General features: G+C 67.5%; 14 protein-coding genes. 3 read left to right on the top strand and 11 right to left on the bottom strand.

Translation table 11 applies throughout. The features are described 5' to 3' along the window. Positions 1-5: 5 nt before the first annotated feature. Positions 6-479 carry a ribonuclease HI gene (gene rnhA, locus E4O86_RS12630; protein WP_161140903.1) on the bottom strand — a complete coding sequence of 158 codons (474 nt, stop codon included), beginning with the start codon at positions 477-479 and terminating at the stop codon, positions 6-8. Further along, positions 476-1,444, bottom strand: a complete 969-nt coding sequence (locus E4O86_RS12625) for a homoserine kinase (protein WP_161140902.1) — start codon at positions 1,442-1,444, stop codon at positions 476-478. Before E4O86_RS12625 ends, rnhA begins: the two co-directional genes overlap by 4 nt. 119 nt (positions 1,445-1,563) lie before the next feature. Here E4O86_RS12625 and E4O86_RS12620 point away from each other — a divergent pair, with 119 nt between their 5' ends. Beyond that, entirely contained in the window at positions 1,564-2,457 is an 894-nt protein-coding gene (locus E4O86_RS12620; protein ID WP_161140901.1) for a DMT family transporter, read from the top strand. Positions 2,458-2,463: 6 nt separating this feature from the next. Here the strand turns inward: E4O86_RS12620 and ispH are convergent, their stop codons facing one another. The 9 genes from ispH to coxB all read right to left on the bottom strand — a co-directional run bounded on the left by ispH (position 2,464) and on the right by coxB (position 9,917). Next, positions 2,464-3,423, bottom strand: a complete 960-nt coding sequence (gene ispH, locus E4O86_RS12615; RefSeq protein WP_161140927.1) for a 4-hydroxy-3-methylbut-2-enyl diphosphate reductase — start codon at positions 3,421-3,423, stop codon at positions 2,464-2,466. A 32-nt stretch (positions 3,424-3,455) separates the two neighbouring features. Then, entirely contained in the window at positions 3,456-4,223 is a 768-nt protein-coding gene (locus E4O86_RS12610; RefSeq protein ID WP_161140900.1) for an SURF1 family protein, read from the bottom strand. After that, positions 4,223-4,612, bottom strand: a complete 390-nt coding sequence (locus E4O86_RS12605) for a DUF983 domain-containing protein (RefSeq protein WP_161140899.1) — start codon at positions 4,610-4,612, stop codon at positions 4,223-4,225. Before E4O86_RS12605 ends, E4O86_RS12610 begins: the two co-directional genes overlap by 1 nt. A gap of 51 nt (positions 4,613-4,663) precedes the next feature. Beyond that, entirely contained in the window at positions 4,664-5,500 is an 837-nt protein-coding gene (locus tag E4O86_RS12600; protein ID WP_161140898.1) for a cytochrome c oxidase subunit 3, read from the bottom strand. Between the two features lie 48 nt (positions 5,501-5,548). After that, positions 5,549-6,136, bottom strand: a complete 588-nt coding sequence (locus E4O86_RS12595) for a cytochrome c oxidase assembly protein (RefSeq protein WP_161140897.1) — start codon at positions 6,134-6,136, stop codon at positions 5,549-5,551. Next, a complete protein-coding gene (locus E4O86_RS23220) occupies positions 6,136-6,279 on the bottom strand; it encodes a hypothetical protein (RefSeq protein WP_205520862.1) in 144 nt (47 codons plus the stop codon). The genes E4O86_RS12595 and E4O86_RS23220 overlap by 1 nt, the downstream gene beginning before the upstream one ends. After that, on the bottom strand, positions 6,276-7,193 hold the full coding sequence (locus E4O86_RS12590) for a heme o synthase (protein ID WP_161140896.1): 918 nt from the start codon (positions 7,191-7,193) through the stop codon (positions 6,276-6,278). The genes E4O86_RS23220 and E4O86_RS12590 overlap by 4 nt, the downstream gene beginning before the upstream one ends. Before the next feature lie 108 nt (positions 7,194-7,301). Continuing rightward, entirely contained in the window at positions 7,302-8,951 is a 1,650-nt protein-coding gene (gene ctaD / locus E4O86_RS12585) for a cytochrome c oxidase subunit I (protein ID WP_161140895.1), read from the bottom strand. A gap of 42 nt (positions 8,952-8,993) precedes the next feature. Further along, positions 8,994-9,917: a cytochrome c oxidase subunit II gene (gene coxB, locus E4O86_RS12580; protein WP_161140894.1), complete on the bottom strand. Its 924-nt coding sequence runs from the start codon at positions 9,915-9,917 to the stop codon at positions 8,994-8,996. Between the two features lie 304 nt (positions 9,918-10,221). Between coxB and E4O86_RS12575 the strand changes: the two genes are divergently transcribed. Further along, positions 10,222-10,689 carry an invasion associated locus B family protein gene (locus E4O86_RS12575; protein ID WP_161140926.1) on the top strand — a complete coding sequence of 156 codons (468 nt, stop codon included), beginning with the start codon at positions 10,222-10,224 and terminating at the stop codon, positions 10,687-10,689. A gap of 61 nt (positions 10,690-10,750) precedes the next feature. Further along, the coding region (locus E4O86_RS12570) for a monovalent cation:proton antiporter-2 (CPA2) family protein (protein WP_161140893.1) at positions 10,751-12,528 on the top strand (1,778 nt) is incomplete at its 3' end.

Raw genomic sequence — 12,528 nt, 5'->3', positions numbered from 1 at the left:
GCGGGTCAGACCCCGCCGGCCGGCGCGGCGCCGCCGTTCCTTCTCAGAAAGGGCTTCATGCCGCGCCGCGCGAGCTCGTCCGCGCGCTCGTTGAGATCGTGGCCGACATGGCCCTTCACCCAGTGCCAGCTCACCTTGTGGCGGCTCATCAGCGCCTCGAGCGCCTGCCAGAGATCCGCGTTCTTCACCGGCTTGCGATCGGCCGTGCGCCAGCCGTTCCGCTTCCAGCCGTGGATCCACTGCGTGATCCCGTTCCGGAGATATTGCGAATCGGTGTGGACCTCGACCGTGCAGGGCCGCTTCAACGCGGAGAGCGCCTCGATCGCGGCCGTGAGCTCCATGCGATTGTTGGTGGTGTCCGGCGCGCCCCCGAAGATCTCGCGCTCCTCGCCTTTGAACTCGAGAACGGCGCCCCAGCCGCCCGGCCCCGGATTTCCGGAGCAGGCGCCGTCCGTGTGGATGACGACGGTATCGGTCATCTCAGGCCAAGCCCGTAATCGGCGGCGTCTCCGACCTTCTGATGGAAGCGCAGCTTGCGCGCATATTCGGCCGGATCCTTGGGCGTCACGAGCGCGCCCTCGGGAACGGTGAGCCAGTCGTAGAGGCGCGTCAGCAGGAAGCGCATGGCCGCGCCCCGCGCGAGCACCGGCAGAGCATCCCGCTCGGCCGCGGTGAGCGGCCGCACCGACTGGTAGCCCTGGAAGAGGGCTCGCCCCTTCGTGACGTTGAAGCTGCGGTCGGGCTCGAAGCACCAGGCATTGAGGCAGACGGCGAGATCGTAGGCGAGGAGATCGTTGCACGCGAAATAGAAGTCGATCAGGCCCGAAAGCCTGTTCTTCAGAAAGAAGACGTTGTCGGGAAAGAGGTCCGCATGGATGACGCCGTCAGGCAAAGCGTCCGGCCAGCTCCGCTCGAGGAATTCGAGCTCGCGCGCGACGAATTCGCCGAGCCCGGGCTCCACCTCGTCGCTCCGCTCGGAGGACAGTGCGAAGAGCGGGCGCCAGGCGGCGACCGAGAGGGCGTTCGCCCTGCGGAGCGGGAAGTCCGCGGCCGCCTGGTGCATCTCGCCAAGCGCTCGTCCAAGGCTCGCGCAGTGCTGGGGCTGCGGCCGGCGCAGCCACATGCCGTCCAGGAACGAGATGATCGCGGCCGGCCGGCCGGCGATCCGGCGCAGCGCCTCGCCGTCGCGCGCGCGCACAGGCAGCGGGCAGCGGACGCCGCGGTCGGCAAGATGCTCCATCAGACCCAGGAAGAAGGGCAGGTCGCCGGCCGCTACGCGCTTCTCGTAGAGCGTCAGGATGAAATAGCCCGCTTCCGTATGGAGCAGGAAGTTCGAGTTCTCGACGCCTTCGGCGATGCCCTTGAAGGAGAGCAGCGCGCCGAGATCGTAAGCCGAGAGAAAGGCTTCCAGCTCGCCGTCGGTGACGTCGGTATAGACCGCCATTGTGCCTGATCGACCCTTCCCCCGCGGCCCATTGACCGCGCCGGCCGCTGTGTTACCGATGGGCTCCCACGGCGTCAAACCACCGCGACGGCGTGTCCCCGCCCGGTTGCGAGCCCCGCATGACCCCTCCCGACTGGCTGTGGGCGGTCTGCACCGTCCTCGCCGCCACCGCACAGACCGTCCGCAACGCCGCCCAGAGGAGCCTCATTGGCGAGATCGGAACGGTTGGCGCCACCCATATCCGGTTCCTGTTCGGCTTCCCCTTCGCGCTCCTTGCCGTGGCGGTGCTGCCGGGGCTCGGCATCCCGCTCCCGCGCCCGAACCTCGTCTTCATGGGCTGGGTCACGGTCGGGTCGCTCCTCCAGATGGCGGCCATGGCCCTCCTTCTCTCGGCCATGCGGACGCGGTCCTTCGTCGTGGTGACCGCCTACACCAAGACCGAGCCGGTGCAGGTCGCGATCTTCGCGCTTCTCGTCCTCCACGAGCCGCTCACCGTTGCGCTCGCGGGCGCCGTCCTGATCGCGACGGTCGGCGTGATGATCATGTCGTGGCCGTCGAAGGCGCAGGGCGAGACCTTCACCTGGCGCCCTGCCCTGTTCGGCGTCGTCTCCGGCGGGCTCTTCGCGCTTGCCGCGGTCTGCTTCCGCGGCGCTCTCACCAATCTTGACGCCGATTTCCTGCCGGGAGCGACCTTCACGCTGGGCATCACGCTCGGCATCCAGTCGCTCGTGCTGACGATCTGGCTGCTCCTGCGCGATCCCGGCGTGCTGGCGGCGATCCTGCGGAAATGGCGCCCGTCGCTCGGCGCGGGCTTCCTCGGCGCGTTCGCGTCGGAGATGTGGTTCGTCGCCTTCGCGCTCGAAGCGGTCGCCCGCGTGCGGACCCTCGGCCTCGTCGAGATGGTGGTCGCGGCCGTCATCTCGCGGCGCGTCTTCGCGCAGACGCCGAGCGTTCGCGAGAGCATCGGCATGACGCTCGTGATCGCGGGGGTGGTCCTGCTGCTCACGTCGTGAGCGGGTTCAGGCGGCCGCCTCCCGGAGCGCCTTCGGAAGCTGGAAGGTGATCGTCTCTTCGGCGGTCCGGACCAGTTCGACCTCGATCTCGCCGCGTGCCGCGAAGGCGTCGATCACCTCTTCGACGAGCACCTCGGGCGCGGAGGCACCCGCCGTGATCGCGACCGTGCGCGCATCCTCGAAGTCGGCCCAGTCGATGTCGGAGGCGCGCTGGACGAGCACTGCCTTCGGGCAGCCCGCGCGCTCTGCGACCTCCCGAAGCCGCTGGGAGTTCGACGAGTTCGGCGCGCCGACGACGATCAGCCGGTCGGCCTCCGGCGCGACGGCCTTCACGGCCTGCTGCCTGTTCGTCGTGGCATAGCAGATGTCGTCCTTGTGGGGACCGACGATGGACGGGAATCGCTCCCTGAGGATCGCCACGATCTCGGCCGTGTCGTCGACGGAGAGCGTGGTCTGCGTCGTCCAGGCAAGGTTCTCCGGATCCCGGGGCGCAAGTGTGCGGGCATCCTCCGCCGTCTCGACGAGGACCACCGCGCCCGGCGGCAGCTGCCCCATCGTGCCCTCCACCTCCGGATGGCCCGCATGCCCGACGAGCACGACGTCCCGGCCTCGGCGGTGATGCAGGATCACCTGCTTGTGCACCTTGGAGACGAGCGGGCAGGTCGCGTCGAGCTGGAACAGGTTCCGCGCGGCCGCCGCCTCGGGAATGCGCCTGGCCACCCCGTGCGCCGAGAAGATGACGGGCTGCCGGGTCTCGGGAACGTCCTCGAGTTCCTCGACGAACACCGCCCCCTTGGCACGGAGCGCCTCGACGACGTAGCGGTTGTGGACGATCTCGTGGCGCACGTAGACCGGCGCACCGTAGCGCGCCAGAGCCTCCTCGACGATCTGGATGGCGCGATCCACGCCCGCGCAGAAGCCGCGCGGCGCGCAGAGCAGGATGCGGCGTTTCGGGGGAGCGCTCATCCGCCGCAGATAGGGACGCTCAAGCCGGTCCGTCAAGCTGCGGGGGGTCGCCCGCCGGCCCGGACGCGTGTCCAGGCAGCCGAGACCGCGACGAGCGCCAGCGCCGCGGCGAGCCCGTACCACGTCAGCGCATATTCCAGATGGCTGTTCGGGAACCGCATCAGGGTCTCGCCCGCCTGGGGGAGGCCGCCCGGCGGCGTCCCGGATGCGGTGAGGTCGATCGAAAACGGCGCGACGGGCGCGTCCAGTCCCTTCGCCTCGACGATCGGCCCGATGGACCGGGTGAAGAACAGGTTCTTCTCCGGCTTGTCGGTCGGCGTGAAGAGATTGCGCGCGTCGTCGGGCCGCAGCAGGCCGACCACGGTCACCTGCTCGCCCGAAAGCGTCTCTCCCCTGTCCGCCGGGAGATAGCGCTCCTGGGGAGCGAAGCCGCGGTTCACGAGCACCGTCCCGCCGCCGGCGAGCGCAAACGGCGTCACGATCCAGTATCCCGGGCCCCGGAACGTGCCGTGCGGATCGGCGAGATTCGTGAAGACGTGCGCTTCCTTGTCGTGGAGGAAGCGGCCGGTCAGCCGGAACGGGCGGTATTCGAGATTGCCCAGATCGAGGCCGCCCCATGCGCCGGGCGGCGGCAGATCGAGCACGGGTAGCTTCGGCCGCTCCGCCACGGCGGCGATCAGCGCCTCCTTCCACGCCAGGCGGCGCATCTGCCAGTTGCCGAGCGAGACGAGCGCCACGAACGCGGCGAGCGCCACGAGCCCCAGGACGAGAAACCGGATCGGCCTTTGCGCGACGGCCATCAGGAAGCCGGGCGGTCGATCTCGCCCTCCTTTGCCCTGTGGGCGTATTGGAGCGCGATCAGCACGCCCTTGAGCGGACGGAGCAGCCCGAGCGAGAGGATCAGGACGAGCGGTCCCCAGAGCACGATGTGCACCCAGACCGGGGGGGCGAACGCGACTTCGACGAGGAGCGCCGCCGCCGCGATCACGAAGCCCACGATCAGGATCACGAAGACGGCCGGACCGTCCGCCGCATCGGCGAAATCGAAGTCGAGCCCGCAGGCCCGGCAGCGCGGCGCAAGGGTGAGGAAGCCGGTGAACAGCTTTCCCTCGCCGCAGCGGGGACAGCGCCCCCGCAATCCGACCGAGAACGGGTTCTGCGGAGGATAGAGGGCGCGGTCTTCGCTCATGTCCCTGGCACGCGTGCTGTGGTGGCGGTGGCGGCCGGAAGCCGCCCGCCTTCAGCCGGCGTAGGTGCCCCCGAAATTGCCCCACACATAGATGGAGAAGAACAGGAACAGCCAGACCACGTCGACGAAGTGCCAGTACCAGGCGGCAGCCTCGAAGCCGAAATGCTGGGTCGGGGTGAACGAGCCGCGCAGGGCGCGGATCAGGCACACGATCAGGAAGATCGTGCCGACGATCACGTGGAAGCCGTGGAAGCCGGTCGCCATGAAGAAGGTCGCGCCATAGATGTTGCCGGAGAACGCGAACGGCGCGTGCATGTACTCGTAGGCCTGCACCCCCGTGAAGATCATGCCGAGCACGATCGTGAGCGCCAGCCCGTATTTGAGGCCCTGGCGGTCATTGTGCAGAAGCGCGTGGTGCGCCCAGGTGATCGTGGTGCCGGAGGTCAGCAGCAGCAGCGTGTTCAGCAGCGGCAGGTGCCACGGATCGAGCACCTCCAGTCCCGCCGGCGGCCATTGTCCGCCGGTCGCCTCCATCCGCCCGAACTGGATCGCCTCGCCGGTGAAGAGGCTCGCATCGTAGAAGGCCCAGAACCAGGCGACGAAGAACATCACCTCGGAGGCGATGAAGAGCAGCATGCCGTAGCGCAGATGCAGCTGCACGACCCGGGTATGATAGCCCCCGCGCGCCTCCTTGATGACGTCCGTCCACCAGCCGAACATCGTGTAGAACACGCCCAGGAAGCCCGGGGCGACCCACAGCCAGCTCGCGCCATGCATGGCCGAGATCGCGCCAAGCGCCAGGACGAATGCCGAGACCGAGCCGATGAAGGGCCAGGGACTCGGGTCGACCAAGTGGTAATCGTGGTGCTTCGCGTGCGCGTCAGCCATTGCCTTGCCTTCCCAGACCTGTCTCCGGCGCTCGCGCGCCGCATGCTCCTAGAGGGGTTTGTTCGACCCGTTTGCGGTATCCGCGTCGGCGACCGGCCTTGCGGTCACCTCGGCGGGAAAGAACGTGTAGGACAGCGTGATCGCCCGGACGGACTTCATCTCGGCGTCCTTCACCATGTCGGGCGACACGAAGAACTGGACGCCCATGCGGGCCGTCTCGCCCGGCTTCAGTTCCTGCTGGTTGAAGCAGAAGCAGGCGATCTTGTTGAAGTAGAGCCCGGCGGCGTCGGGCGTCACGTTGAACACGGCCGTCCCCACCGTCTCCCGGTCGGAATGGTTGGTCGCGATGAACTCGATGTTGGCGGTCTCGCCGACCTTCACCTTGACCTGCGGAACGGCCGGCCGAAACGACCAGGGCAGCCCCGATATGTTGGCGTCGAAGCGGATGAAGATGTCGCGGTCGATCGCATGGTCCGGGGCCGCGGCCGCGACCTGGGTGGTGCCCCCATAGCCCGTCACGCTGCAGAAGACGCGGTAGAGCGGAACCGACGCGTAGGCCAGGCCGACCATGCCGGCCGCCACCGCGACGAGCCCGATCGCGATCCTGCCGTTGCCGCCCTTCGGTTTGCCCGGCATCAGGCGCCACCTCCGATCCGCACGATGGTGATGATGTAGAACAGGACCACGAGCGCCGCGAGGAGCAGACCGAGCGCGATCGAGCGCGCCCGCCGCCGGCGCTTCTGCTCCGGCGTGAGGCGGATGCCTTCGGCCATGGTCATGCCCAGCCCCAGAGCCGCGCCAACGCCTCCAGCAGGAGGACGGCGAAGAGCCCCGAGAGGTAGAGGATGGAGAAGCCGAAGAGCGATTTCGCTGCGCGGTAACGTTCCGCATCCCCCTCCCGCAGGAGGACGAAGGCACGGCGGACGAACTCGAATCCGAGCGCCGCCGCCGCCAGCCCGTAGAGCGGGCCCGCGAAACCGAAGAGCCAGGGCGCGAGGCCGACCGGCGCGAGGAGAATGGAATAGGCGAAGATCTGCCGCCGCGTGGAGGGATCGCCCGCCACGTTCGGCATCATGGGGATGCCCGCCCGCGCATAATCGTCGCGCGCGAAGAGGGCGAGCGCCCAGAAATGCGGCGGGGTCCAGGTGAAGATGATCAGGAACATCAGAAGCGGCTCGAGCGTGACGTGGCCGCTCGCCGCCGCCCAGCCGATCACCGGCGGGAACGCGCCCGCCGCGCCGCCGATCACGATGTTCTGCGCCGTCCAGCGCTTCAGCCAGGCCGTGTATATCACCGCGTAGAAGAAGATCGTGAAGGCAAGGAGCCCGGCGGCGAGCCAGTTCACCGCGAGCCCGAGCACCAGGATGGAGAGGACGGCCAGCGTCAGGCCGAAGCCGAGCGCCTCGGCCGGGTGGATCCGGCCCGCCGGAATCGGCCGGGCCGCGGTCCGGCGCATCACCGCGTCGACGTCGGCGTCGTACCACATGTTGAGCGCGCCCGAGGCGCCCGCGCCGACCGCGATCGCGAGCAGCGCGATGACGCCGAGCACCGGATGCACGTTGCCCGGCGCCGCAAGCATTCCCACTGCTGCCGTGAAGACCACCAGGGACATCACGCGCGGCTTCAGGAGCGCAACGAAATCGCGCACCTCCCCGCCATCGACTGCCTCAGCGTCCGTTACTTCGAATGCCACGCTTCACGCCTCGTCTTTCGCCGCGGAGACCCGCACCCCCCGCAGAAGGGGCCGGGTCCCGGAAGAGAAACGGCCATCAGGCAAGCGATGGCCGCTTCGCATGTGCTGCTACCGGATCCGGGGCAGCTCTTCCCACTGGTGGAAGGGCGGCGGCGAAGGCAGCTGCCATTCCAGCGTGGTCGCACCCTCGCCCCACGGATTCGGACCGGCGATCCGCTTCTTCGAGAAGGCCTCGAACACGCCGTACAGGAAGATGAACACGCCGATGAAGGAAAGATAGGACCCGAGCGAAGAGATCAAGTTCCATCCGGCGAACGCATCCGGATAGTCGATATAGCGGCGCGGCATACCGGCCAGGCCGAGGAAGTGCTGCGGGAAGAAGACCAGGTTCACGCCGATGAAGGTCACCCAGAAATGGGTCTTCGCCACCACCGAATTGTACATGTAGCCGAACATCTTCGGGAACCAGTAGTACCAGCCTCCGAAGATCGCGAACACGGCGCCGAGCGACAGCACGTAATGGAAGTGCGCGACGACGTAATAGGTGTCGTGGAAGGAGCGGTCGAGGCCGCCATTGGCGAGCTGCACGCCCGTAACGCCACCGATCGTGAACAGGAAGATGAACCCGATCGCCCACAGCATGGGCGTGCGGAAGGTGATCGAACCGCCCCACATCGTGGCGATCCAGGAGAAGACCTTAACGCCGGTCGGCACCGCAATCACCATCGTCGCGAAGGTGAAGTAGGCCTGCGTGTCGACGTCGAGCCCGACCGTGAACATGTGGTGCGCCCACACGATGAAGCCGACCACGCCGATCGCGACCATCGCATAGGCCATGCCGAGATAGCCGAAGATGGGCTTGCGCGAGAAGGTGGAGACGATGTGGCTGACGATGCCGAAGCCCGGCAGGATCAGGATGTACACCTCGGGATGGCCGAAGAACCAGAAGAGGTGCTGGAAGAGGATCGGATCGCCGCCGCCCGACGGGTCGAAGAAGGTCGTCCCGAAATTGCGGTCCGTGAGCAGCATCGTGATGGCGCCCGCGAGCACCGGCAGCGACAGGAGCAGCAGGAAGGCCGTGATCAGGACCGACCAGGCGAAGAGCGGCATCTTGTGCAGCGTCATGCCCGGCGCGCGCATGTTGAAGATGGTCGTGATGAAGTTGATGGCCCCGAGGATCGAGGACGCGCCCGCGATGTGGAGCGACAGGATCGCGAAGTCCATCGCCGGCCCGGGCTGCCCGGAGGTCGAGAACGGCGGGTAGATCGTCCAGCCGCCGCCCACGCCGAAGCCGCCCGGAGGGCCTTCCATGAAGAGCGAGATGAGGAGGAGGGCGAAAGCCGGCGGGAGCAGCCAGAACGAGATGTTGTTCATGCGCGGGAACGCCATGTCCGGCGCCCCGATCATGATCGGCACGAACCAGTTCGCGAACCCGCCGATCATCGCCGGCATGACCATGAAGAAGATCATGATCAGGCCGTGGGCGGTCGTGAACACGTTGTACATGTGCTTGCCGGTGTCGAGGGCCATGCCCTCCTCGACGCCGTAGACCATCTGCGCGAGCCCGTGGAAGATCTGGATCCCCGGCTCCTGCAGCTCCATACGCATGGCGACCGAAAGGGCGGCGCCGATGACCCCCGCGATGATCGCGAAGATCAGGTACATCGTGCCGATGTCCTTGTGATTGGTCGAATAGACGTAACGCTTCCATCCGGTCGGATGGGCGGCGTGCGCGTCGTGTGTCGCAGCGGTTGCCATTCGGTCAGCTCCTACGCCTGCATTCCGTTGTCCCGCGGCCGCTCAGCGGGCGGCCACGTTGGTGTTCTTCTTCTCCGACTCGATCGCGCGGGTCAGCTGCTTGTATGCGCCTTCGAGATCCGTGCCGGCGGCCGAAGCCCACTGCCGGAACTGATCCTGCGAGACGACATGGATCGCGATGGGCATGAAGGCGTGGTCCTTGCCGCAAAGCTCGGAGCACTGTCCGTAGAAGACTCCCTGCTTCTCGGCCTTGAAATAGGTCTCGTTCAGGCGGCCGGGCACGGCGTCCACCTTGATCCCGAAAGGCGGCATCGCGAAGGAATGGATCACGTCGCCGCCCGTCACCTGCACGCGGACGAAGGTGTCGACCGGCACGATGATCGGGTTGTCGACCGAGAGATTGCGGATGCCGTTCGGCGGCAGCTGGTCCTCGGGGACGATCAGCGCATCGAAGCTCACGGCCTCCGCCGGCGCGCCGAACGAGACGCTGTCCTCGTCGGAGCCGTATTCCACGCCCCAATACCATTGGTAGCCCGTCACCTTCATGGTGAGGAACTTGGTCGTCTGCGGATCGAAATCCTCGTAGATCTTGGCCGGGTCGTACTGGCCGAAGAGCAGCCGGAAGGACGGAATCGCGATTGCCACCAGGATGAGGACGGGCAGCACCGTCCAGAGCACCTCGACGGTGGTGTTGTGCGACACGCGCGAAGGCACCGGATTGGCGCTCGCCCGGTAGCGGTAGATGCACCAGCCGAGGAGAGCGACCACCAGCAGCGTGATGCAGGTTATGATGACGAGCGTGTACCAGTTGAACCAGGTGATGAACTCCATCACCCGGGTCGCCGGGGCCTGCAGCTTCATCTCCCAGGGCAGCGGGCCCGCATGGTCAATCTCCTGGGCAGAGGCCAGGCCGGCCAGTGCCGCCAACCAGGCCAGAGCCGCGACCCCTCTCGCCATTATCGCCATTGGATCTCGTTTCTCCACATCGGGCTTCACCAGTCGGGCGTCCGCACCGCGCATCCGACCGTGTGCCGATAGCCGCATTCTCATGATCGTGTCGAGTAACCACAGTGAAGCAGTGGGCGCAACGCGGCGGCTGTGACCAGGAATGCGGCAAATTTGCGCGGCGATCCAGCGCCCAAGGGTCGGTGGCAGCGCCACTTTCTTGACATGAGGGGGCGCTCTGCTAGGCCTCGTCGACGCCGCTGAGCCGGGCTCGCGGGCTTCCACGACGGAGTGGCCGAACGTGAAGAATCTTGCCGCCGTGCTGATGGCGCTTTGCATCCTGCTGCCTGCGGGCGCCCACGCGCAGGGGACCGTCAAATCCAAACACGGCGATTGGGAACTGCGCTGCGACACGCCCCCCGGCGCGCAGAGCGAGCAATGCGTCATCATGCAGTTCGTGACGGCGGAGGACCGCGAGAATGTCGGCCTCACCGTGATCGTGCTGAAGACGGCGGACAAGCAGGCACGCATCCTGCGCGTGCTGGCGCCGCTCGGCGTTCTCCTTCCCCGCGGGCTTGGCCTCAGGATCGACGACACCGACCTCGGCTCGGCCGGCTTCGTCCGCTGTCTGCCGAACGGCTGCGTCGCCGAGGTCATCATGGAAGACAAGCTCATCGAGCAGATGCGGACCGGCAAGCAGGCCACCTTCATCATCTTCCAGACGCCCGAGGAAGGGATCGGGATCCCGATCTCGCTCAACGGATTCGGGGAAGGCTTCGACGCCCTGCCGTGAGCCCGAGCGGTCTCGCATCGTCCATTACGGCCCGCATGCCCGCATGAGCTGAGGAGCGTTTATGCCCGAATCGGCAGGTGGTCACGTCGGCACGCTCATCTTCGGCGAGCCGCTTCTCCTGCTCGCATCGGCGGTCGCCTTCGTCGCGCTCTTCAAGCGGCTCGGTCTCGGCTCCGTACTCGGATATCTCGCCGCCGGCGTGCTGGTCGGCCCCGTGCTCGGCGTCATCACGGACGCGCAGCAGATCTTCCAGGTCTCCGAGCTCGGGGTCGTGCTGTTCCTCTTCATCATCGGGCTCGAGCTGCGGCCGGCCCGCCTGATGGCGATGCGCTCGGACATTTTCGGGCTCGGTCTCGCCCAGGTGCTGGTGACCGGCGCGGCCCTGACCGCAGCCCTCTGGGCGACGGCCTGGCGGTTCGAGCCCGCCTTCATCATCGGCTTCGGCCTCGCCATGTCCTCGACCGCCTTCGGGATGCAGATCCTGGAGGAGGCCAACGAGACTAACACGCCCTACGGGCAGAAGTCGGTCGCCATCCTGCTCTTCCAGGACATCGCGATCGTCCCGCTGCTCGCGGTGGTCCCGATGCTGTCGCCGACCAATACCGCGACAGCGTTCTCCTTCTCCGAGATCCTCGTCGGGGTCACCGCGGCCGCCGGATCCTTCGCCGCCCTCTATCTCGCTGGCCGGTTCCTGCTCAATCCGATATTCCGCCTGCTCGCCCATGTGCGGGCACGCGAAACGATGACGGCCGCCGCCCTTCTCGTGGTGCTCGGCGCCGCCGCGCTCATGCATTTCGGCGGCATGTCCATGGCCATGGGAGCCTTCGTCGCCGGGCTCATCCTCGCCGATTCCTCGTTCCGGCACGAGCTCGAGGCAAACATCGAGCCGTTCCGCGGCATCCTTCTCGGCCTTTTCTTCATGGCCGTCGGAATGTCGATCAACATCGACGCCCTTGCGCACAGCTGGGGCAGGATCCTCTTCGCCGTCATCGCGGTCATGGTGCTCAAGGCGGTGATTCTCTATGGGCTCGCGCGGCTCTTCAGGGCGAGCCACAACACGGCGGTCCGCATCGCCGGGCTGCTGCCGCAGGCGGGCGAGTTCGCCTTCGTGCTTTTCGCGGCCGCCGCGTCGGTCCGCGCGCTCTGGCCGTCCGACACCTCCTTCGTCGCCGCCGTGGTGACCGTCACCATGGCGCTCACGCCGCTCTCCGTACGGCTTGCCGGCCGGCTCGTCCGCGCGGCGCCGCCCGAGGTGCTCGACGAGGACTTCGACGGCGCCGGCGGCGATGTGCTCGTGATCGGATTCGGGCGATTCGGGCAGATCGTGTCCCAGGTCCTGCTCGCGCGCGGGATCGCCGTCACGATCATCGATTCGAGCGCCGAGCGGATCAGGCAGGCGGCCCGGTTCGGCTTCCGGATCTATTTCGGCGACGGCACCCGGCGCGACGTGCTGAGGGCCGCGGGCGCTGACAAGACCGCGATCATCTGCATCTGCGTCGACCAGCCCGCCACGACCTCGGCGATCGCCGAAATGGTGCTCTCGGAGTTCGAGACGGCGAAGGTCTACGCCCGCTCCTGGGACCGCAACCACGCCATCGACCTCCTCGAGGAGGGCATCGATTTCGAGATCCGCGAGACCTTCGAATCGGCGATGGCGTTCGGCGCGGAGACGCTGCGGGGACTGGGCTACGACGCCGAGGAGGTCGACGCGACCGTGGCCGACGTGCGCAAGCGCGACGCCGACCGGCTCGCTCTGCAGCGGCGCGCCGGCGGCACGGCGGGCGCACCCCGCGGCCCTGTCCAGCCGGAGCCGCTCGTGCCGCTGCGGAGCGGGGAGGA

The sequence above is a fragment of the Propylenella binzhouense genome (assembly GCF_009866965.1).
GTDB classification, from domain to species: Bacteria; Pseudomonadota; Alphaproteobacteria; order Rhizobiales; family Afifellaceae; genus Propylenella; species Propylenella binzhouense.
The sequence above is the reverse complement of the archived record's forward strand: the minus strand, read 5'-3'. Positions and strand labels throughout refer to the sequence as shown.